23 protein-coding genes are annotated in these 20,609 nt (G+C 68.0%); 13 read left to right on the top strand and 10 right to left on the bottom strand.

All coding sequences use genetic code 11. From position 1 onward, the window contains the following. The first annotated feature begins 147 nt into the window (after positions 1 to 147). On the top strand, positions 148 to 951 hold the full coding sequence (locus tag ACYVN4_RS25730) for an HNH endonuclease family protein (protein WP_460724555.1): 804 nt from the start codon (positions 148 to 150) through the stop codon (positions 949 to 951). A 35-nt stretch (positions 952 to 986) separates the two neighbouring features. Then, positions 987 to 1,211 (top strand): hypothetical protein, encoded by a 225-nt coding sequence (locus ACYVN4_RS25725; RefSeq protein ID WP_460724554.1) that lies wholly within the window; start codon positions 987 to 989, stop codon positions 1,209 to 1,211. A gap of 3 nt (positions 1,212 to 1,214) precedes the next feature. Here the strand turns inward: ACYVN4_RS25725 and ACYVN4_RS25720 are convergent, their stop codons facing one another. Further along, positions 1,215 to 1,667, bottom strand: coding sequence for an SRPBCC family protein (locus ACYVN4_RS25720; RefSeq protein WP_460724553.1), 453 nt, complete (start codon positions 1,665 to 1,667; stop codon positions 1,215 to 1,217). Between the two features lie 74 nt (positions 1,668 to 1,741). Between ACYVN4_RS25720 and ACYVN4_RS25715 the strand changes: the two genes are divergently transcribed. Together ACYVN4_RS25715 and ACYVN4_RS25710 are read left to right on the top strand one after the other, a co-directional pair. Continuing rightward, a complete protein-coding gene (locus ACYVN4_RS25715; RefSeq protein WP_460724552.1) occupies positions 1,742 to 2,269 on the top strand; it encodes an NUDIX hydrolase in 528 nt (175 codons plus the stop codon). Positions 2,270 to 2,341: 72 nt separating this feature from the next. After that, positions 2,342 to 3,235: an SGNH/GDSL hydrolase family protein gene (locus tag ACYVN4_RS25710; protein ID WP_460724551.1), complete on the top strand. Its 894-nt coding sequence runs from the start codon at positions 2,342 to 2,344 to the stop codon at positions 3,233 to 3,235. On the opposite strand, the gene ACYVN4_RS25705 is transcribed toward ACYVN4_RS25710, so the two are convergent. Beyond that, positions 3,220 to 3,798 carry a TetR/AcrR family transcriptional regulator gene (locus ACYVN4_RS25705; RefSeq protein ID WP_460724550.1) on the bottom strand — a complete coding sequence of 193 codons (579 nt, stop codon included), beginning with the start codon at positions 3,796 to 3,798 and terminating at the stop codon, positions 3,220 to 3,222. The two genes, ACYVN4_RS25710 and ACYVN4_RS25705, sit on opposite strands and share 16 nt — an antisense overlap. Positions 3,799 to 3,837: 39 nt before the next feature. Between ACYVN4_RS25705 and ACYVN4_RS25700 the strand changes: the two genes are divergently transcribed. Further along, on the top strand, positions 3,838 to 5,082 hold the full coding sequence (locus ACYVN4_RS25700) for a KasA/KasB family beta-ketoacyl-ACP synthase (RefSeq protein ID WP_460724549.1): 1,245 nt from the start codon (positions 3,838 to 3,840) through the stop codon (positions 5,080 to 5,082). Positions 5,083 to 5,103: 21 nt separating this feature from the next. On the opposite strand, the gene ACYVN4_RS25695 is transcribed toward ACYVN4_RS25700, so the two are convergent. Both ACYVN4_RS25695 and ACYVN4_RS25690 read right to left on the bottom strand, forming a co-directional pair. Continuing rightward, positions 5,104 to 5,517: a hypothetical protein gene (locus ACYVN4_RS25695; RefSeq protein ID WP_379352077.1), complete on the bottom strand. Its 414-nt coding sequence runs from the start codon at positions 5,515 to 5,517 to the stop codon at positions 5,104 to 5,106. Then, on the bottom strand, positions 5,514 to 5,795 hold the full coding sequence (locus tag ACYVN4_RS25690; RefSeq protein WP_452401919.1) for a ribbon-helix-helix domain-containing protein: 282 nt from the start codon (positions 5,793 to 5,795) through the stop codon (positions 5,514 to 5,516). The genes ACYVN4_RS25695 and ACYVN4_RS25690 overlap by 4 nt, the downstream gene beginning before the upstream one ends. A gap of 213 nt (positions 5,796 to 6,008) precedes the next feature. Between ACYVN4_RS25690 and mtnA the strand changes: the two genes are divergently transcribed. The 6 genes from mtnA (at position 6,009) to ACYVN4_RS25660 (ending at position 11,015) form a co-directional block, all read left to right on the top strand. Continuing rightward, positions 6,009 to 7,673: an S-methyl-5-thioribose-1-phosphate isomerase gene (gene mtnA / locus ACYVN4_RS25685; protein ID WP_460724548.1), complete on the top strand. Its 1,665-nt coding sequence runs from the start codon at positions 6,009 to 6,011 to the stop codon at positions 7,671 to 7,673. Positions 7,674 to 7,694: 21 nt separating this feature from the next. Next, positions 7,695 to 8,273, top strand: a complete 579-nt coding sequence (locus ACYVN4_RS25680) for a 1,2-dihydroxy-3-keto-5-methylthiopentene dioxygenase (protein WP_460724547.1) — start codon at positions 7,695 to 7,697, stop codon at positions 8,271 to 8,273. Continuing rightward, entirely contained in the window at positions 8,270 to 8,953 is a 684-nt protein-coding gene (gene mtnC / locus ACYVN4_RS25675) for an acireductone synthase (RefSeq protein ID WP_460724546.1), read from the top strand. Before ACYVN4_RS25680 ends, mtnC begins: the two co-directional genes overlap by 4 nt. 143 nt (positions 8,954 to 9,096) lie before the next feature. Beyond that, a complete protein-coding gene (locus ACYVN4_RS25670; RefSeq protein WP_460724545.1) occupies positions 9,097 to 9,657 on the top strand; it encodes a PadR family transcriptional regulator in 561 nt (186 codons plus the stop codon). 1 nt (position 9,658) lies between these two features. Then, a complete protein-coding gene (locus tag ACYVN4_RS25665) occupies positions 9,659 to 10,648 on the top strand; it encodes a glycoside hydrolase family 5 protein (protein ID WP_460724544.1) in 990 nt (329 codons plus the stop codon). A 10-nt stretch (positions 10,649 to 10,658) separates the two neighbouring features. After that, on the top strand, positions 10,659 to 11,015 hold the full coding sequence (locus ACYVN4_RS25660) for an immunity 51 family protein (protein ID WP_460724543.1): 357 nt from the start codon (positions 10,659 to 10,661) through the stop codon (positions 11,013 to 11,015). A gap of 76 nt (positions 11,016 to 11,091) precedes the next feature. On the opposite strand, the gene ACYVN4_RS25655 is transcribed toward ACYVN4_RS25660, so the two are convergent. From ACYVN4_RS25655 to ACYVN4_RS25630, 6 genes are all read right to left on the bottom strand, one after another. Then, positions 11,092 to 11,688, bottom strand: coding sequence for a GTP-binding protein (locus ACYVN4_RS25655; RefSeq protein ID WP_379352083.1), 597 nt, complete (start codon positions 11,686 to 11,688; stop codon positions 11,092 to 11,094). Further along, positions 11,669 to 12,043, bottom strand: a complete 375-nt coding sequence (locus tag ACYVN4_RS25650; protein ID WP_460724684.1) for a DUF742 domain-containing protein — start codon at positions 12,041 to 12,043, stop codon at positions 11,669 to 11,671. Before ACYVN4_RS25650 ends, ACYVN4_RS25655 begins: the two co-directional genes overlap by 20 nt. Next, a complete protein-coding gene (locus ACYVN4_RS25645) occupies positions 12,043 to 12,468 on the bottom strand; it encodes a roadblock/LC7 domain-containing protein (protein ID WP_040808376.1) in 426 nt (141 codons plus the stop codon). Before ACYVN4_RS25645 ends, ACYVN4_RS25650 begins: the two co-directional genes overlap by 1 nt. Further along, the gene (locus ACYVN4_RS25640) at positions 12,446 to 15,112 is read right to left on the bottom strand and encodes a sensor histidine kinase (RefSeq protein WP_460724542.1); all 2,667 of its coding nucleotides are present in this window, start codon (positions 15,110 to 15,112) and stop codon (positions 12,446 to 12,448) included. The genes ACYVN4_RS25645 and ACYVN4_RS25640 overlap by 23 nt, the downstream gene beginning before the upstream one ends. 76 nt (positions 15,113 to 15,188) lie before the next feature. After that, positions 15,189 to 15,593: a roadblock/LC7 domain-containing protein gene (locus ACYVN4_RS25635; RefSeq protein WP_460724541.1), complete on the bottom strand. Its 405-nt coding sequence runs from the start codon at positions 15,591 to 15,593 to the stop codon at positions 15,189 to 15,191. Next, positions 15,571 to 17,952: a sensor histidine kinase gene (locus ACYVN4_RS25630; RefSeq protein WP_460724540.1), complete on the bottom strand. Its 2,382-nt coding sequence runs from the start codon at positions 17,950 to 17,952 to the stop codon at positions 15,571 to 15,573. Before ACYVN4_RS25630 ends, ACYVN4_RS25635 begins: the two co-directional genes overlap by 23 nt. A 260-nt stretch (positions 17,953 to 18,212) precedes the next feature. On the opposite strand from ACYVN4_RS25630, the gene ACYVN4_RS25625 reads away from it, so the two are divergent. Continuing rightward, entirely contained in the window at positions 18,213 to 19,715 is a 1,503-nt protein-coding gene (locus tag ACYVN4_RS25625) for an alkaline phosphatase (protein ID WP_460724539.1), read from the top strand. Then, a complete protein-coding gene (locus tag ACYVN4_RS25620) occupies positions 19,712 to 20,215 on the top strand; it encodes a hypothetical protein (protein WP_460724538.1) in 504 nt (167 codons plus the stop codon). The genes ACYVN4_RS25625 and ACYVN4_RS25620 overlap by 4 nt, the downstream gene beginning before the upstream one ends. Positions 20,216 to 20,609 lie beyond the last annotated feature (394 nt).

Raw genomic sequence — 20,609 nt, 5'->3', positions numbered from 1 at the left:
GCGCCGGGTTTCGGCCGGAACTGCCTGCACCGTCGTTGTTTTCGATCTTGCCGCGCCTCAGCATGGAAGAGCGGAGTGTGACACCCGTCTCCGAAACCCTCCTGTGGCTTGCTGTTTCGGGCCACCGATTGCCAAGGTTTGCGGGATATGTTGCAGAAGCTACGTTCGTCTCCCGCGCTACGCCGCGCGCTGAAAGCGGCGCTCTCGCTCCTGTTCGTGATCGCGCTGGCCGTGGTGACCGTGCTGCTCGAAAAGCACACGGGCACCACCAAACCGGAGTCGAACGGACCCCCGGCCCCCTCCGGCCCCGTCCAACCGGCGGGCTCGGCGAAGGAGATCAGCGCCCTGCTGGGCAAGCTGAAGGTCGCCGACGAATTACCGATGACCGGCTATTCGCGCGACCGATTCCCGCACTGGGACACCGAGAAACCCGAACACGGATTCGGTGACGCCTTCGCGCAATACAGCCGCTGCACCACCCGCGATGTGGTGCTGCTGCGCGACGCCACCGGACCGGTGAAACTCGACCCCGCCTCGTGCAAATTGAGTGTCGGCAGCAATGGCGGCTGGCACGACCAGTACGGGGTCATGGACAAGAAGACCAATGCCCTCAAGCCCTACAAGTGGACCACCGATTCCTCCGCCCTCGACATCGACCACATCGTGGCATTGGCCGAGGCCTGGCGCTCTGGCGCGTCGAAACTCGATGACGACACCCGGCGGCACATCGCGAATGACGCACTGAACCTGGTGATTTCCGATCCCACGGCCAACCGCTCCAAGGGAGACCAGGATCCGTCCACCTACATTCCGCCCGGGAATTTCCGGTGCGCCTATATCGGGCACTACATCCAGGTGAAAGTAAAGTACGGATTGAACGTCGATACCAAGGAGCAGGCCGCACTGCAGACCGCGGTGCAGGATTGCGTCACCAAGGGAGGCTTCACATAGTAGCCATCGTCGAAATCCGCAGCGAGACAGCCGTCATGACCCGGGAAGAGGGAACGGTCTCCGGGGATCTCGATGTGACGCTGGATTATTCGGGGCACGGGCTGGTGCGTTATCGCGGCACCGCCACCTGGTACACGATCGGCAATTTGGAGGATGAGGAACCGCGCAGCTGGAGCAGCGTGCAGGACCTGGTCACCGCCATCGAAACCGAGAGCGGTGACCGCGACGCCGCCGGCAATGTGCAGCCGTTCGAGGCGTGAACGCTAGTCGCGCACGGCCTTCAGGGCCTCGGCCCGCGTCTTGACGGCATTGGTCATACCCTCGAACCCGGTGGTCAACGCGCTGCCCAGCAGTCCGGAGACCACCGGGGCGAGGGGACCGTTGAGCTGGAAGTGCGACAGGTAGCGGGTGCGACCGTCGTCGAGTGCGGTCACGGTGTGCGAGCGCTCGCTGCTGAGCAGGCCCAGCGGCGCCGGCTTCATGGCGTAGCTGAATTCCACGCCCGGGGTGTGCGTGCGGATGAATTCGCGCTGCTGCTTGGGTTTCGGACCGACCAGCCGCACCTTCATGTCGATCGGCGAACCCGGTTCGAGGGTGGTCTCGCACTCCAAGCAGAAGGGATTCCATTCCCCGTACTTGTCCACATCGGTGAGCACTTGCCAGACCAGCTCGGCGGGTGCGTCGATTTCCACGGTTCTGTCGATGACGAAGGCCATGGGAGAACCCTACTGAAACCCGTTCTAGAACGTCGGATCGGGCGTCGGATCGGCTCTCCCGCTACCGTCGACGCATGACGCTCGCCGACCGCTATCCGCTGCTGCACGCCCCCGCCCGCTGGGAGTGGGGCGGCCTGGACGTCCAATTCTCCACCGAACTCCCGCCCGACGAGCTCGTCACCAATATTCACGTCGTCTGCTTCGTCGGCGACCGCATCGTGCTCTGCCGCGACGCCCGCGACATCTGGTTCCTCCCCGGCGGCACCCGCGAAGCGGGAGAATCCATCGAGGACTGCGTAATCCGCGAACTCATCGAAGAGGCGGGCGCCGAACTCACCGGCCCCATCCATCCGATCGGCGCCCACTACGCCACCACCGATCACCCCACCCCTTACCGCCCCTGGCAACCGCATCCCCACAAGGCCTGGCTCTGGTGCACCGCCGACGTCGAACTGACCGGTCCGCCCACCAATCCCGATGACGGCGAGACCATTCTCGAAGTCGGCCTGTTCACGTTGTCGGAGGCCCGTTTGCGTGCCGCCAGGGATGGGTCCTATGTGCCCGATCTGATCGCGTTGGCCGCCGAGTTCCACCGCCCATGAATTCGGGGGGAGAGGAATTGGGGGGACCGGAATCGAGCGGGCGAGCGAAGACGGTGCTTAACTCCCCACAGGATGAAAGCGTTTCGTTTCAGTGTATTGACCCTGGCCGCCGCCGCTTCGATCAGCGTGACCGGAACGGGTGCGGCGGCTCCGGCCGACGGTAAAGAACTTGTGGTGCTGGGCGATTCGTTCAGCGCCAATGCCTGGATGGTCGATGATCACGCCGTCGAATGTCGCCACGGTGACACCTCGTGGCCCACGCGATTGAGCACGCTGATGGGCGTTGCGGGCACCCCGAGTTATGCCGACCTGTCGTGTCCGGGCGCATCCCTCGACACCCCACCCAGCTACACCGCCGCCACGGAAGCCCAGCAGGCCGATCAGGCGGGCGCCTTCGGGTCGCGAACCAAGCTGGTGGCCTTGCAGTTCGGATTGAACGACCGGTGGGGCACCAATGACGCGACCATGTGGTACTCGCTGCAACACTGCGTGCTCGATCTGATCGGTGGGTGCGGGACCGATGCCGCCGCGCAGAACCGGCTCGCGGACTCCGATGCACTGACCGGTCAGAAGTACGCCGAACGCCTGCGCAGTGTGATCACCTACATCAAGTATTACGCGCCGAACGCCCGCATCGTGCTCGTCGGATATCCGGAATTCTTCCCCGCCGGGCAGGACTCGGTGTGCTTCAACGCCTTCGGGGTGGTGCGATTCGTCCAGCCGCGCGGACAGGCGGCCATCGATGCGATGGATCGCCTCGACCGGGCCCAGCGGGAGGCCGCAGCGCTGCTGGGCGTCGAGTTCTTCGACTCCCGCGCGGCGACCGCGGGCCACGGACTCTGCACCGACGAGCCCTGGCTCAACAACTTTCAGGATCCGCGTGATCCGAATGCCATTCCGTTCCATCCGACCGCCCGCGGGGACGAAGCGGTCGCCACGGGAATCCGGACTCAGCTCGGCGGCTGACGGGTCGGGATCGCCTGGGCTATCAGGAGGTCCACGGCGCGGTGAACGCGGGTGGTGTCATTGGTGATCCACCAGTCCTGAATGAGGCCGCGCATGCCGGAGATGAGGAGGGTGGCGGAGGCTTCGGGGTCGGGGAGGGTGGGGTCTATTCGGGTGAGGGAGTTCGTCATTGCGGTGACGAGGACTTCGATGGCCTCGGTGGCGTAGGTCTTGAACGGGCTGTCGGGGATTGTCGCGGCGCCCAGCACCTGCAAGAGGACCGGGAGGCTGGTGGCGAAGCTGCCCTCGGTGTTGATGGCGAAAGACGCCGAGAGGCGGGCGCGGAGAACTTCGCCGGAGTCGATACCGGAGAACAGGGCGGGGATGTCGGGGCGCTGGGTTTCCAAGGCGGCGATCAGCATTGCCTCCTTGGTGCCGAAGTAGTGGATGAGCATGCGGGAGCTGGTGCCCAGATACTCGGCCAGCGGGCGCAGCGAGAGTTCGGCCAGGCCGTATTCGGCGATGTAGGCGATGACGCCCTCGAGGAGTTGGGCGCGGCGGGCATGGTCGAGTGGGCGGGGCACGGGTTGACTGTAGCGGGTGCTACAGGTATCCATGTCGACATGAGTGTAGCGATCGGTACAGAAACTCGGCGGAATGTCGTGGTGACCGCGATGGCGGCCACCACCAGCCTCGGGGCGGACCTCGAGTCCACCTGGATGCGACTGCTGGCGGGGGACAGCGGGATCGGCGTGCTGACAGACGATTTCGTCACCGAGCACGAATTGCCCGTGCGGATCGGCGGGCGACTGGTCGCGCAGCCGGGGGAGCAGCTGACGCGCATCGAGCAGCGGCGGATGTCGTTCGTGCAGCAGCTCGCGCTGGTGCTGGCGCGGCAGGTTTGGCGGGAGGCGGGGACGCCGGAGGTCGAGGCGGAGCGGCTCGCGGTGGCGGTCGGCACCGGGCTCGGCGGCGGGGAATCGCTGGTGCACGCGGTCGACGTGATGCGGGCGGGCGGGTACCGGAAGGTGCCGCCCATGACGGTACCCATGGTCATGCCGAATGGCTCAGCCGCCACCGTGGGACTCGAGATCGGCGCGAAAGGTGGTGTCTACGCACCGGTTTCGGCGTGCGCGTCCGGTGCGGAGGCGATCGCGCACGGCTGGCGGCTGATCACCACCGGAGAAGCCGACGTGGTGGTCGCAGGCGGCGTCGAGGGCCACATCGACGCGGTGCCGATCGCCAGCTTCGCCATGATGAGGGCCATGAGCACCCGCAACGACGAACCCCAGCGGGCCTCACGGCCTTTCGACAAGGACCGCGACGGATTCGTCTTCGGCGAGGCCGGTGCGCTGCTGGTGCTGGAATCCGAGGCGCATGCCCGCGCCCGGGGTGCCGAAATCCTCGGACGCGTACTCGGTGCGGGCATCACCTCCGACGGCTACCACATCACCGGCACCGCACCCGACGGCGACGGCGCGGCCCGCGCCATGCGCAAGGCCCTGGCCACCGCCGGATTGAGCGGCGCGGAGATCGATCACATCAACGCTCATGCCACCGGCACCCAGGTCGGGGACGCTTCGGAAGCCAAGGCGATCATGGCCGTCGCCCCACATGCCTCGGTGTACGCGCCCAAGTCGGCGCTGGGCCACTCGATCGGCGCGGTGGGCGCATTGGAGGCGATGCTCACCCTGCGCACGCTCAATGAGCAGATCGTTCCGGCCACACTGAATTTCGAGACCCCGGACCCGGATACCGATCTCGATATTGTCGCCGACAAGCCCCGCCATCAGGAACTGCGCTACGCGCTGAGCAATTCGTTCGGCTTCGGCGGCCACAATGTGACCCTCGCGCTCGGTCGCGCCTGAAACCTGTTGTGCCGCAGCTGCTCAGGGCAGCTTGTCGGTCTGCACCCGCGGATCCAGTTTGCGCAGGGTATCGGGCCGGTCGGTCAGGCAGGGCCAATCCCGGCTCACCGCTTCGAGAGTCGCGTGCCCGGCCGGGATGAGCGCGTCGGCGTCGGGCCGATCGGCCAGGGTGTCGCCGAGATGGTCGCTGGCGGGGCGGTCGAGGGGCTGGATGACCGTATTCGGCAGATCCAGCAGCACCGAGAGAATGTCGAGGCGGCCCGGGGGAATCAGCGCGCGGGCCGCGGCGAGGGCGGTGGCGGGAACGATGATGGTGTGCCCGGCATCGGCGGTCGCCCAGACGACGGATTGCACGTAGGCCACGCGGTGGGCCCAGGCGGTGAGCGCGGCCGTGTCGAAGACGACGCCGCCCAGCGACGGGGCGGCGGGGCTCATGCCGCGCCGGCGCGGTCGCCGGGATCCTCCTCATCGGATAAGGGTGGCAAGCCCTGCACGGCACGAGCGCGATTGATCAGATCCAACGGTGGCCTCCCGCCGAGCGCGTTCTCGAGCCGGGCCAGGGATTCGGCGCGGTCGACACGGGCCTTGACGGATTCGGCGACGAAACCGGAAATCGAGGCGATGCGACCGGAACTGCGCCAATCGTCGAGGGTGGCGGCTATCTCCTCCGGCATCGTCACGGTGATCTTGCGGGTGCGACGCTGTCTAGCCATACCAGGAGGGTAATCCGGTATGGCCGCGGGACGCGAGCTGACAACGCCGAGGCCGCATTACCGTCTCCGCGCGCATCCCGGGCGGAAACCGGGCTATTCGGATTGTGCTGATCCGAAACCTGCCGGTCAGGCGTCGATCCGGGTTCGATACGGTGGAGTGTGTCCACGGCCGTGGGCGCTGCCGCAATTCTTCAGTCAAGAGGACACAAATAGATGGATCAGAGTTCGATCGCGTGGGCCGACGGTGCGCTCGTCACCATCGACCAGCGGGCGCTGCCGCATGAACTGCGGGAGCTTCGGATCACGACGGTCGACGAGGTCATCGAGGCGATCAAGACATTGGCGGTGCGCGGGGCGCCCGCGATCGGGGTGTGCGGTGCGTTCGGTGTGGTGATCGCGGCGCGGGCCGCCACGACCGACGACGTGGTGGATACCGCGCGGGTCGAGGCCGAGGCCGCCCGGATCGCCGATGCCCGGCCGACCGCGGTGAATCTGGCCTGGGGTGTGCAGCGCACGCTCGCCAGGCTCGCCGACGGGGTGGCCGCGATGGAGGCCGAGGCGCTGGAGCTGCTGGCCGAGGACGGCCGCGTGAATCTGGCCGCCGCCACCGAGGCCGCCGATCTGATTCAGCGGCTGTGCGGCGATCGGCCGCTGCGGCTGCTCACCCATTGCAATACCGGTCGGCTCGCGACCACCGCGTGGGGCACAGCCATCGGTGCGCTGCGGGTGTTGAAGCAGCGCGGCGCGCTGGCCGAGGTGATCGTGGACGAGACCCGGCCACTGTTGCAGGGTGCACGGCTGACCGCATGGGAGATGGCCGAGGCCGGTATCCCGCATCGGCTCACCATCGATTCCGCCGCGGCCTGGGCCATGGCCACCGAGCAGGTGGACGCCGTCGTGGTGGGCGCGGACCGCATCACCGCGGACGGGGCCGTGGCCAACAAGATCGGCACCTACATGCTGGCGATCGCCGCACGGCATCACGGGATTCCGTTCATCGTGGTCGCGCCGGAATCGACGCGCGACATCTCGACCGCGCGCGGATCCGACATCGTGGTGGAGCAGCGGGCAGCGTCCGAGGTGACCGGATTCGGTGGCGTCGCAACGGCTCCCGAGGGAACCAAGACGTTCAACCCGGCCTTCGATGTCACTCCGGCCGAGCTGGTCACCGCCGTGGTCACCGAGTACGGCGTGCTCGCCGACCCGGCCACCGCGCGCACCTCGGCGTCGGATCGCTTCACCGAGCCGTCGGCACTCACTGCCGGGGCCGAGATCGCGGACATCGCGCGCGGCCTGTACGCCAGCGGCTGGATGCCCGGCACGGCGGGCAATATCTCTGTGCGCCAGGGCGATACGGCCGTCATCACCGCCAGCGGGCTGTCCAAGGGCGAGCTCACCGCCACCGATATGGTCACCGTCGCGGTCGTCGATTCGAAGCGGGTCGACGAGTCCGGACGCAAGCCGTCGGCGGAGACCACGATTCACACGGCCGTGTACCGGACCCGTGGCGCGGACGCTGTCGTGCACGTGCACCCGCCGCACGCGACCGCCTCCTCGATCAAGACCGCTGGATCCGGTGTCACCACCGCACGTTTCGCGGGCTATGAGCTGATCAAGGGTCTGGGTTCGGCCCGCCCGGATGTCATCGATATCCCGGTGTTCCCGAATCACGCCGACGTGCCGCAGATCGGCGCGGACATCGAGAAGTACCTGACCGAGCATCCCGATGCCCCGCCCGTGCTGTTCATCGCCGGGCACGGCATCACCGCCTGGGGCGCGACCCTGGCGCAGGCGCGGGACCGGGCCGAATGCCTCGAGGCCATGTGTGAACTGACCACCTTGACCGGACACCGTGAGATTCCGTTGCGCGACAACTAGATCCGAGAAAGGATCCCCCCTATGACTCTGTTGCAGATCATGTCCGACAAGGACGCGAGCGATGTCGTGCTGCGCACCTCCGATGACGCGGTGATCGCCGCCGAGCTCGGTAAGCGCGGCATCACTTTCGAGCGCTGGCCGCTGCTGGAGGGCTTCTCCGCCGCGACGACCACCGACGAGCTGCTGGCCGTATACCGGTCGCGCATCGACGAATTGAACACCGACGGCCGTTACAAGTTCATCGACGTCGCCCGCATCCACCCCGATGACGCCGACCCGGAGTGGCCGGCCAAGGCGGTGGCCGCGCGCACCAAGTTCCTCGACGAGCACCGCCACGCCGAGGACGAGGTCCGCTTCTTCGCCGCCGGTGCGGGCTGCTTCTACCTGCACCTGGGCGATGAGGTCCTCGCGACCGTGTGCACCGCGGGCGATCTGGTGTCGGTCCCGGCGGGCACCCTGCACTGGTTCGATATGGGCACCCGGCCGGAGTTCGTGGCCGTGCGCTTCTTCGAGGAGGAAGACGGCTGGATCGGCGACTTCACCGGCGACAAGATCTCCGGTGGCTTCCCGACCCTCGACGAGCTGCTGGCCCCGGCATGATCAAGGTGGTCGTGCTCGATATCGAGGGGACCACCAGCCCGACCAGTTCGGTGCGGGAGGAGCTCTACGGCTACACCCGTGACCGGTTGCCCGGCTGGCTGGCCGAGAATCAGGGCGGCGCGGCGGATTCCATCATCGCCGCCACCCGCGCCCAGGCCGACCGGCCGGACGCGGACGCGGCCGAGGTGGCGCAGATCCTCATCACCTGGCTCAACACCGACGTGAAGTCCGAGCCGCTCAAGGCGGCGCAGGGCATCATCTGCGCCGAGGGCTTCCGCAGCGGCGCGCTGCACGGCGAGTTCTTCCCGGACGTGCCACCGGTGCTGCGCGCCTGGCGCGACGCCGGACTCGAGCTCTACATCTACTCCTCGGGTTCGGTTCGCAACCAGAAGGATTGGTTCGCCTTCGCCCGCGGCGGCGACCTGTCCCCGCTCATCAGCGGCCACTTCGACCTGTCGACCGCGGGCCCGAAGCGCGAAGCCGCCTCGTACGAGAAGATCGCGAGCGCCATCGGCGTTCCCTCGGAACAGATCCTGTTCCTGTCCGATCACCCCGACGAGGTGGACGCCGCCGTAGCAGCAGGCTGGAACGCCATCGGCGTAACCCGCCCCGGCGAACCGAACTCCGCGCGCGGACCGCACCGCTGGATCAGCGATTTCGCGGACGTCGAACCCAATTGATTACTGCGGCAAGCCATTCCGGCTGAAGCCCGCATCGCCCCGCCGAATCTCATGTTCGGCGGGGCGATGTCTTTTAACCCGCCCGGCGGTATAGTCGAAGTCGACTAGCCGACTTCGACTATAGGGGCAGAATGGCGCCGCGCATGTTGCGAACTCCGGTGACGCTGGCCGTGCTCGGCCTGCTGGCGGAGCAGCCGCGTCACGGGTACGAGATGCGGGCGGTCATGCGCGAACGCGGACACGACGCGGTGCTGAAGCTGAAGAACGCGTCGATGTACGACGCGCTGCCGCGGCTCGCGGCCGCGGGCCTGATCGAGGCGGGAGCGGCTGCGCGGGATGGGAATCGACCCGAACGCACGGTGTATCGGATCACCCGGTCGGGGCTCGACGCCCTCACGCAGTGGCTGCGGGAGCTGATGAGCGACCCGGTCCACGACCACGCGGCCTTCACCACGGCCCTGCTGTTCATGTTTGCCCTGCCCGAGCCGGAGGTCATCGACCTGGTGACGCTGCGGGCGCAACGGATCGACGGCCGGATCACCGCGATCGACGCGGCCGTCGCGGCCGCCGGTGACGTCCCGGCGATCTTTCTGACCGACCAGACCTACGGGCAGACGCTGCGCCGCGCCGAGCGCGATTGGCTGGTCACCTTCGCGGACGACCTGCGAACGGGTCGTTTGATCTGGCCGAAAGGGATTGATTGACATGGCTATCGAGGACACCAACCGGCTGCTGGCCCGAACGATCAATATCGGACTCGAGCTGGGGGCCGACATCGAACAGGGGTGGACGATCCCGGTCGGGGAGCGCGAACTCGACCTGTGCCGGGACGCCGGATTCACGGCCGTCCGGCTGGGGGTCTGCTGGGCCGCCCACACCGGGCCCGAGTTCCGAATCGACGCGGCGGCGCTGGATCGGGTGTCCGCGCTGGCGGAGCTGGCCACCGCGCGCGGACTCGCCTTGGTGGTGACCAACTTTCTCGATCCGGACCTGATGGCCGACCCGCCGCGGCATCTGGACCGGCTGCTGTCCATCACCGGCCAGGTCGCCAGCCGGTTCGCCGAACATCCCGGGTCGATCGTGCTGGAGCCCATGGCCGAGCCCCGCGGCGCGCTGGACCCGCTGTGGAACGATTACGTCGTCCGCATGCTGGCGGTCCTTCGGGAGGCCGATGCCCAGCGCGGCGTCATCATCGGTCCCGGCGCCTACAACAACGCCCGCACCCTCCCGCAACTCCAATTGCCCGCCGCCGACCGCGATCTCATCGTCACCGTGCATCAGTACTGGCCGCTCACCTTCACCATGCAGGGCGAGGAATGGCTCGGCCCGACACCCTTCGGCGAACCGAAGTCCTGGCTGGGCAACACCTGGGACGGCACACCGGCGCAGCGGGCCGAACTCACCGCAGGCTTCGACGGGATCGCCGCCTGGGCCGCCGCCGCGGATCGCCCCGTCTTCCTCGGCGAATTCGGCACCTCGGTGCACGCCGATACGGCCTCCCGCGTCCGCTGGACGGCCTTCAATCGCGCGCTGGCCGAGGAGCGCGGGTTCTCCTGGGGCGCATGGTCGTTCGGTCCGACCTTCGCCCTGTACGACGCGTCCTCCGGTGGCTGGAACAAGCCGCTGCTCGACGCGCTCACCGGTGATGTCCGGCCGAGCCCGACTCGACCGGCACCTGTCGGACCCGGCCGCTAAGGTCGCGCATGTGACCGATCGCGAGACCTTCGCTCCACTGGTGTTCTTCGAATACGACCACAAGCCGGGCCACTTCTGCCTGCTGCTGTCGGACCATCACATGCTGGCCACCGAACCCGTCTTCGCCGAATTCGGCTACGACGGAAACGGTTACGGCTGGGCCGGAGTCGCCCGCTCCGTGGTGGCGACCCAGGAGATCGGATTGTCGGAACGCCTCAACTACGACCCCGAGGCCGGAACCTTCGTCGCCTACGGCGAAGACCCCGAGGCACTGCGCCGTCTCGGGACATTGCTGCACGAGGCGCTCCAGGATCCCGCCATGCTGCGCAGACTCATCGCGGCGGGCGATCCGGAATGGTTCGACTGACCTGCCCTCGACGAAACGAGAATCGCGCCCGTCCGGACATCCGGGCGGGCGCGATCATCGTTGGGGGAGTGGCGAATCAGACGCGCGCGGCACCGGTCGATGCGGCGCGGTCGATCAGGTACTCGACCAAGGTCATGAGGACGTTCTTGCACGAGGCGCGGTCTCGGGCGTCGCAGAGCAGCACCGGGATGCGCTCGTCGAGGTCGAGGGCGTCGCGGACCTCCACCGGCGTGTAGAGGGGCGCGTTCTCGAAGCAGTTCACCGCCACGGTGAAGGCAACACCGCGGCGTTCGAAGAAATCGATGGCGGCGAAGGAGCTTTCGAGGCGGCGGGTGTCGGCGAGGACCACCGCGCCCAGGGCGCCGCGGGCCAGTTCGTCCCACAGGAACCAGAAGCGGTCCTGGCCGGGGGTGCCGAACAGGTAGAGGACCAGGTTCTGGTCGATGGTGATGCGGCCGAAGTCCAGGGCCACCGTCGTGGTGGTTTTACCCTCCACGCCACGCAGATCGTCCACGCCCGCGGACAACTCGGTGATGAGCTCCTCGGTGCGCAAGGGGGTGATCTCGCTGATCGCCCCCACCATGGTCGTTTTGCCCACGCCGAAGCCGCCTGCGATGAGAATTTTCACCGAGGCGGCCATGGGCTGGGCGGTATCAGAGTTTTCGAATGCCATCGAGTACCGCTCGCAAAATGTTGAGGTCACCGGGCACGGTCTCAGGCGAGGCCGGGGCCCGGAAGTTGAGTATGTTGTCTGAAATCAAATCCCCCACCAGGATATTGGTCACCGCCAGCGGCAGCCGCAGGGCGGCCGACACCTCGGCCACCGACAGCGGTAGCCGGCACAACCGGACGATTTCCGTGTACTCCGGTTCGACACGTCGCAGCGGCGGCGCCGCATTGGGCACCACTACCACCGTGAGCATGTCCAGATCGTGTCCCGCGCCCATGGTTCGACCACCGGTCCGCGCGTACGGGCGTACGAGCGGACCGGCAGCGTCATCGAACCACTGTTCCCCCGGCCCCGGCATCATGACAGTCGGGGGTTGCCTTGTCCGGCCAGGTTCTGGCGGGGCGTGGTGGACAGGTAGTTGCCGACGCGCTGCACGGTCAGGTTCATCTCGTAGGCGACCATGCCGAGGTTGGCCTGTTCGGTGGCCTGCAGCGCTAAGCAGGCGTGGCTACCGGCGGCGGTCACGAACAGCACCGCCCGCTCGAGTTCGATGACCGCCTGGCGGACGCCGCCGCCGTCGAATCGCCCACCCGCACTGCGTGCCAACCCGTAAAGGGTGGAGGACATGGCACCGAAGTGCTCAGCGTCCTCGCGGCTCATGGCGGAGGAGCGGCCCAGCAGCAGCCCGTCGGTGGAGTGCACCACCGCGTGACGGACGCCCGCGAGCCGGTCGACCAAATCATCGAGTAGCCAGTTGAGATCACCAGCGTTTGAGGTGGTCACCGTCGCCTTCCTGTCGTTCCGATGCTCGTTCGTAAATAGCCTGCGACTCGGACGCGAACGAGCCGGGGTCGGCCTGGCGACCCTGTCTGGTTCCGTTCTCGATGGCGGAGAAAAGGTCTCGGGCCTGCTCGGCCGTCCGGTTGGCCGGGACCGACGACTCGGCCGTCGCCTGTTCCTGCGCCAATTCCGGTGCGAGACTTGCCTGCCGACGCCGACGCGGGAGCGCGGGCCGGATGTCGGAGCCAGTGTAATGGGAACGTCCGAAATCGCGACCCCGGAAACCGTTATCGCTCGGCGGGATCTGCTCGGCGGGCGGCACCTGCCCGTTCGCCGGGGCCGGGCGCGGGTTGGTCGGCGGATCGAACGGCGTTGCGGCGCCGAAGGACATCACCGGCGGGACGAACGACCCGGTCGACGGCCCGAACGGCTCCGGCTGCTGTTGCGGCGCGGGCGGCGCGGCCGGGGTGTACGGCGCGGCGGGCGGCTCGGGTGCGGCCGGACGCTCGTAGGACTCATAGGACTCGTAGCCGACGATGGGCAGCTCGTAGTTCGAGATCATCGACGGCGGGGTGGCCGGGGCCGCCGGGAGCTGCGGCAGCGCGGCCACCGCCAGGGCCGCGGCCGACGGCTCGCCGTAGCTGGCGGGCGCACCGGTGGGAGCGTCGAGTTGCCGTGTCACGATCGGGATTTCACCGGTCCGGCCGGAGGCGGCCACGGTGAGGCTGGTGGGCACCAGCACGATGGCGCGCACGCCGCCGTAGTCGGATTCGGTGAGCCGCACCGAGATGCCGTTGCGCGCGGCCAGCTGGGCGACCACGAAGCGGCCCAGGCGGAAGTCGTCGGGCAGCATGCTGGCACCGAAATCCGGTGCGTCGCGCAGGATCTCGTTGATCCGCGCGAGCTCGTCCTCGGGCATACCCATGCCCTGGTCGATGACCTCGATGGCGACGCCCTTGCCGACGATATTGCCGCGCACCTCCACCTGCGACTGCGGCGGGGAGAAGTGGGCGGCATTGTCGACCAGCTCGGCGAGCAGGTGCACGAGGTCGGCCACGGCGCTGCCCGCGATGGACACCTCCGGCAGCCGGGCGATCTTGACCCGGGTGTAGTCCATGGTCTCGCCGACACTCGAGCGCACGATCTCGAGCAGCTGCACGGGATTGCGCCACTGCCGTCCGGGCTGTCCGCCCGCGAGAATGATCAGGTTCTCGGCGTTGCGGCGTTCGCGGGTGGCGAGGTGGTCGAGGCGGAAGTAGATGTCCAGCAGCGCCGGATCCTCCTGCTGCGACTCCGCGGAATCGAGGATCTCCAGCTGCCGGTGCACGATCACCTGGCTGCGGTGGGCGATATTGAGGAACATCGCCTTGACGCCCTCACGGGTGCGGGCCTCGGTGACGGCGGCGGTGACCGCGGCGGCGTGCGCGTGGTTGAACGCCTTTGCCACCTGGCCGATCTCGTCGCTGCCGAAGTCCAGCACGGAGGCCATGGCGACCGGATCGACCGGCTTGCCCTCACGCAGTTGGGCCATGATCTCCGGCAGGCCCTCGTCGGCGAGCACCAGCGTCTCGTTGCGCAAGCCCTTGAGGCGGCGGATGATCCGGTTGGCCAGGACCAGCGAGACCAGGAACGCCAGGCCCGACACCGCGAGCATGCCGCCACCGGCGAGCGCGGAGTCGCGGGCATTGCGGTCGCCCTCGGCACCGGCCAAAGCCTCGTTGTGCTTGCTCATTTCCTCCCACAGGTGCAGGACCTGGGTGTTGAGCCGGTTGACGGTGTCGCGCCATTCCTGCGCGGTGAAGGTCAGCGGCGCCTGTTGCAGCGGGGCGCCGGGCTTGCTGGGCGGAATCGTGATCGGATCCAACGCCCGCGAGATGAGGGTGTTCTCCATCATGACGATCTTGGTCCAGTCGGGATCGTTCATGAGGGCTTGCATGTCCTTGTCGCCGGTGCCTCCGTCACCACCGGCCAGGACGCCCAGGTTCACGCGGTATGTGCCTGCCACACGGGAGAATTCGATGGCCAGCTCGGGCGGCAGCGTGCCGCCCGCGATCAGCACCTCGGCCGCGGCGGCCTCGCGCGACAGCATGTCGGAGGACTGCACGACCTGCAGGCCGTTGGCGACCTCGAGCGCCACCTCGGACGTCGGCGCGTTGTCGGCGACCATGCGGGTGCCGATCCAGACGACCTCGAGCAGCTTGCCGTAGAAGTAGTAGACATCCGCGACGGGGATGGCATTGGAGTCGACCTGCGTGCGCAGACTGGCCAGCTGGGTGCCGAGGGTGTAGACGCCGCCGACATTGTCGCCGATCCCGGAGGGGCCGAGCTTGGCCATGGTCGGCGCGATCGCCGACAGGCCCTGGAAGGCCTTGTCGAGCCGAACCCGCGCCTGCGCCAACGTCTTCGGGTTCGCGTCGTCGCTGCCGGCCATCTGGGCCATCGACAGCTGCCGTTCCTGCTGGACGGCCTCGATCAACTCCATGGAAACCGGGTTGGCGTCTTTCAACGCTTCCGCCCAATCCCGTGCGTGCTTGCCCTCGACCACCAGGTACCCCGCGCCACCCACACCGATCGCGAGCAGCGCCAAGCTCGGGACGAGTGCGATGGCGAGCACGCGGGTTCGGACCCCGAGCCTCGCTCTGAACATCGGGCAAAGGTAACGGGACGTAGGTCACATACGCCCCACGGGTTCCGTTGAGCGGGACTGGGATTGACGAGACGATTCATGTATGCATGCGGTGACGCGGAGCCGTCGACAGAAACGAGCCCACCCGCTGCACCGTCAGGTTCATTTCGTAGGCGACCATGCCCAGGTTGGCGTCCGCGCCGGATTGCAGTGCCAGGCAGGCGTTCGCGCCCGCGGCGGTGACGAACAGGACCGCGCGATCGAGTTCGATGACGGCCTGCCGCACCCCGCCCGCGTCGAATCGATGTCCCGCACTGCGGGAAAGCCCGAACAGCGTGGAGGACATCGCGCAGAAGTGCTCGGCGTCCTCGCGACTCATGCCGGCCGATCGGCCCAGCAGCAGCCCGTCGGTGGAATGCACCACCACGTGCCGCACGCCCGCGAGTTTGTCGACGAGATCGTCGAGCAGCCAATCGAGATCACCAGCGTGGGAAGTGTTCACCGTCGCCTTCCTGTCGGGATGGACCGGCCGGGGGCGTGCCGGGATCGGCGAGGCGTCCCTGCCGGGTGCCGTTCTCGATGGCCGAGAACAGGTCTCGCGCCTGCGCGGCGCTGCGGTCGCCGGACGGTGCGGGGGCGGATTCCCCGGCGGTCGGCTCCGCCAATTCGGGTGCCAGGCTCTCCTGGCGACGTCGGCGCGGCAGTTCCGGCCGCGCGTCGGCCGGCTGGGCCGGTTCCGCGACCGGGTCCGGTGCGGCGGTCGGTTGCGGGCGGCGGGGTGCGGTCGCGGCGGCGATCTCGTGCGCGCCGGTGTGGTGTGCGGCCCAGTCGTCGAAGCTCGCGGCGGGGTCGGTGCGGGGTGCCGGTTCGAGGGCCGGAGGGTGGAAGTCGTTGTCGCGCTGCGGTACCCGGTTGTAGGTGCGGGTGTCGGCGACGCTCAGCTCGCCCTCGATGACCGAGGAGGGGATGAGCACAATGGCGCGGACACCGCCGTAGTCGGAGTCCGACAGGCGCACCGAGATCCCGTGCCGGGCGGCCAGCCGCGACACCACGAACAGACCCAGGCGCGAGTCGGTGGACATGCTGGTGACGGCGAAATCCGGTGGGGCGCTCAGCAGCTTGTTGAAGCGTTCCAGGTCGTCGGGTGGAATGCCCATGCCCTGATCGCCGATCTCCACCGCCACCCCGCGACCCACCGACGCGCCGGAGATCTCCACCCGCGACTGCGGCGGGGAGAAGCTCGCGGCATTGTCGATCAGCTCGGCCAGCAGGTGGATGACGTCGGCGACCGCCAGACCGGCGATGAAAGCCGAAGGCAGACGCGCGGTTCGGACCCGGGTGTAGTCGGCGGTCTCACCGACCGCGCTGCGCACCAGCTCGAGCAGCGGGACCGGATTGCGCCACTGCCGTCCGGGCTGTCCGCCCGCGAGAATGATCAGGTTCTCGGCGTTGCGGCGTTCGCGGGTGGCGAGGTGATCGAGGCGGAAGTAGATGTCCAGCAGCGCCGGATCCTCCTGCTGCGACTCCGCCGCGTCGAGGATCTCCAGCTGCCGATGCACCACCACCTGGCTGCGGTGGGCGATATTGAGGAAGACCGATTTCACGCCCTCGCGGGTGCGGGCCTCGGTCACCGCGGCCGAAACGGCAGCCGCGTGGGCGTGCCCGAAAGCCTCGGCCACCTGACCGATTTCGTCCCGGCCGAAGTCCAGGGCGGGTGTCTCCACCTCGATGTCGAGGTGCTCGCCCGCGGCCAGCCGCCGCATGGTCTCGGGCAACTGCTCGTCGGCGAGGGCGAGGGTGCGGTCGCGCAAACGCCTGAGCCTGCGGATGATCCGATTGGCCAACGCCAGCGCGACCAGGATCGCGATCACGGCCACCACCACCATGCCCGCCCCGGCCCACAGTGAATTGCGGGTGGTGTCGGAGGCGGCGGAACTGGCCAGGTGCTGTGCTTCGGCGTTCTCCGACTGCCACAGTTCGGCCAAACCGTGGGTGACCTCGTCGGAGCTGCGCTGCCAGTCGGCGACCGAGATCGGCAACGGCTGCGAGGCAGTCCGTTTCGCGGTGTCGGTCTGCGGCAGGGTGCGCTGGGCCAGCACCGGTTCGATCACCCCGAGCCGTTGCCAGGCCGGGCTGGAGACGAGCGCCTTCGCGGCCGCGGACTGCTGCCGGTCCGGCGCGGCGACGATGGTGTCGATGCGGGTGCGGTAATAGCCGACCAGGCTGAGGTATTCGGTGCCGAGTTCGGGGGAGAGGTTGTCGCCGTCGATCAGTGATGCGCCCAGGGCGTAGGCGCGGCTCATGGCCTCCAGGCTGTGCAGGACATCGGCGGCCTGGGTCAGTTCCACCGTGGTCGCGGCATCGGGTGCGGTCTTCTCCGCGATCTCCACGCCCGCCATCACGCTCTGCGGGATGCGGTTGTAGAAGGCGTAGGCGTCGGCAAGGGCGACGGTGCCGGCGTCCACGCCGGTGCGCAGTTCGGCGAGGTGCTTGCCCACGTCGCTGATGGCGTCGGTGGCCTGCCCCATGGATTCCGGTCCCATCCGCGAGAGCGCGGACTGGGTCGGGGCGAGCACGCGCAGCGCGCTGTCGAGCCGCTGCCGGGCCGAGGTCAGTTGGCGCACATCGACATCCATGCCCGCGACCCGCCACAACGTGAGCTGACGTTCGGCCTGCACGGCCTCGATCAGTTCCCGGGTCGGCGCGATACCGGCCTGCATTTCGTCGGCCCAGTTGCGGGCCTGATGGGAGCGGTCCACCAGCGTTCCGGCCGCACTGACACCGAGGATTGCGAGCGCCAGGCTGGGGACGAGCGCGATGGCCAGGATCCGGGTGCGGACCCCGAGCTTCGGAAAGCGCATCGCTGCAACGTAACTGCGGTCCGGCTGCAGCCGCGCTACGAGTCCTTTTGTGCGGGACGGGATTTGACACCTTCGATCGAATTCCCGTAAGCCGGGTAGTTGCCGGACTTCTTCCATCCGAAAATAGTTACGTTCACCTGCGAGTCGGCTGGGAGTTTCCTGTGAGTTGCATGCCAGCAAACCTGTAGCACTACCTTCGGCCCCGCCCGGGACAGCGGGCCGCACCCGGTGCCCCGGGGAGCGAGGACGGAGGAGACGAAGTGCAGAACGGAAAGCGCGCCTGGTTGAGCGCGATCGCGGCCGTCACGGCCGCCGTGGCCGGAGCGTCGCTGGTCGCCGGATGCGGCTCGGACAAGAAGGCCGACAACGAGGTTCGCAATGTGATCTATCTGCTCGGCGACGGCATGGGCCGCACCCATGTCACCGCGGCCCGGCACCGTTTCCTGGGCGCGAACGGCCGCCTCGCCATGGAGCAGCTGCCCTATGTGGGCGCGGTGGCTACCTACGCGGTCGAGCCGGGCAGCGCCAAGCCGTCTCTGGTGACCGACTCGGCCTCGGCGGCGACGGCCTGGGCCTCGGGCGTGAAGACCTACAACGCCGCCATTGGCGTGGACGCCTACGGCAAGTCGGTGCCGACGCTCATGGAGCAGGCCAAGGCGGCCGGCTTCGCGACCGGCAATGTCAGCACCGCCGAGATCACCGACGCCACCCCCGCCGCCATGTTCAGCCACACGCTGCTGCGTGGTTGCCAGGGGCCAACGTTCAGCGAATCGTCGTGCCTGCCCAAGAAATCCGACGGCAGCTTCGAGGCGCAGCCGTCGGACAAGACGCTGGTCACCCCGATCGCCGAGCAGATCGCCCGCAACGGCACCGCCGACGTCATCTTCGGCGGCGGTCTGGCGCGCTTCGAACCTGACGACCAGAAGGCCATGCAGGACAACGGCTATCAGGTGCTGGGCAGCATGGGCGATCCGGCATTGAAGGCGCAGACCCCTGAGAGCCAGAAGGTCGCGACCGCCGCGGATCTGAAGTCGGTGACCGCGTCCAAGGTGATCGGCCTGTTCAATCGCGGGAACCTGACGGTCACCAATGCCCGCAACGCGCTACCGGATTCGGCTCCGCAGAAGCAGGAGCCGACGCTGGCCGACATGACCACCAAGGCCATCGACCTACTGTCCGCGCGCAAGGACGGCAAGGGCTTCCTGCTACAGGTGGAGGGCGCGCAGATCGACAAACGCTCGCACGCCAACGATGCCGCCCAGACCCTCGACGAGGTGAAGGCCTTCGACGACGCGGTGGCCGCGGCCACCGACTTCGCCAAGAAGGACGGCCACACCATGGTGATCGTGACCGCCGACCACGAGTGCGCGGGCTTCAACATCATCGAAAAGAGCACCTTCACCAACGCCGAAGCCGTTGCGGGGCCGACGAATGTGGATGCCACGAACCCGGCCAACACCGGCAAGCCGTTGCGTGAGGCCAAGGACAATGTGAAGGATCCGGCGCGCTCGACCGGGCCGCTCAATGGTGCGGGACAGGCGGATCCGCGCAACTTCGCGCCCGCGACCTTCCGGACCCCGGACGATCCGGCCGAGGTGAAGGACGGTTCGCCCGAGGCCAGCCTGTGGCTGACCTACCTGTCGGGCAATCACACCGGCGCGGACGTGATGATCTACGCCTACGGTCCGGGTGCGGACGTGTTCGCGGCCAGCCAGGACAACACCTCGCTGTACACCAAGATGCACAAGGCCCTGCTGCCGTGAGGTCACGGGCCGGGGTTCTTCTCGCCGGGGCGGTGATCGTCGGTCTGGCGGCGATCGTGGGGTGTTCGTCCACGCCACCCGCATCGGCACCCGTGCAGACGGCACTGCCAACAGCCACGCCTCGGGCGGTTGAGGCGCCCGCCGCAACGGTGGCGGTCACGCCCGGCGAGGTGCGGCTGACGCCCGGCCCGTTCACCGATCGGGTGCGGCTCAGCGGCACCCGGCTCGAGGGCGCCACGGTCAGCGGCACGGTCGCGGTCACCTCGGATGTGAGTGATCTGCTGGCCCTTGAGGTGCGCGCGGACTTCTACGACGTGAGCGGCCATTTGGTCGGCAGCGGGCGTTTCGAGCACGCCGACGGGGAGTCCGCCGCGGGCAGCCATGCGGGCGCCGGTCACGTACCGAGCAATGACGGAGTCGCGTTCACGATCACCTCGGCTCCCACCGACGCCACGATCACCGCGGCGGTGCTGTCGATTCCGGTGCTGGTGAACGAATAGAGCTGGGCCGCTCCGGATTCCGACGATTCCGGCAATCCCGCATCCGCACCCCTCGTGCGGATGCGGGATCGTGGCCGGATCTCTCGGCGCTGCCGTCGCCGCCGGATCCCTGTCCCGAGGTAGTTCTGGCTGTTTGTCGTCACACGGGCCCGATCGGTTACAGAATTCGCAGCTAGAAGCCCAAATTGCGGCAATAAGGGCAATTCCCCGACGCCCCTCGGGCCGTGCCGCCCGGGGATCTGGCAGCTATCGCCACCCGGCTGTCGGAAAACGTCGATGCCCGCGAACCGGGTGCCGCCTAGCGTCTTCGACTGGGCGACATCGGGGTCGACCTGCACGGTCCTGCCCCCGCGCGCGCGGCGCGGGGGTAGATTGTGTGTACCCGCAAGTTACT

The organism is Nocardia heshunensis (genome assembly GCF_054782115.1).
Note: the sequence above shows the minus strand (reverse complement) of the source record. Positions and strands in the feature narration are given on the sequence as shown.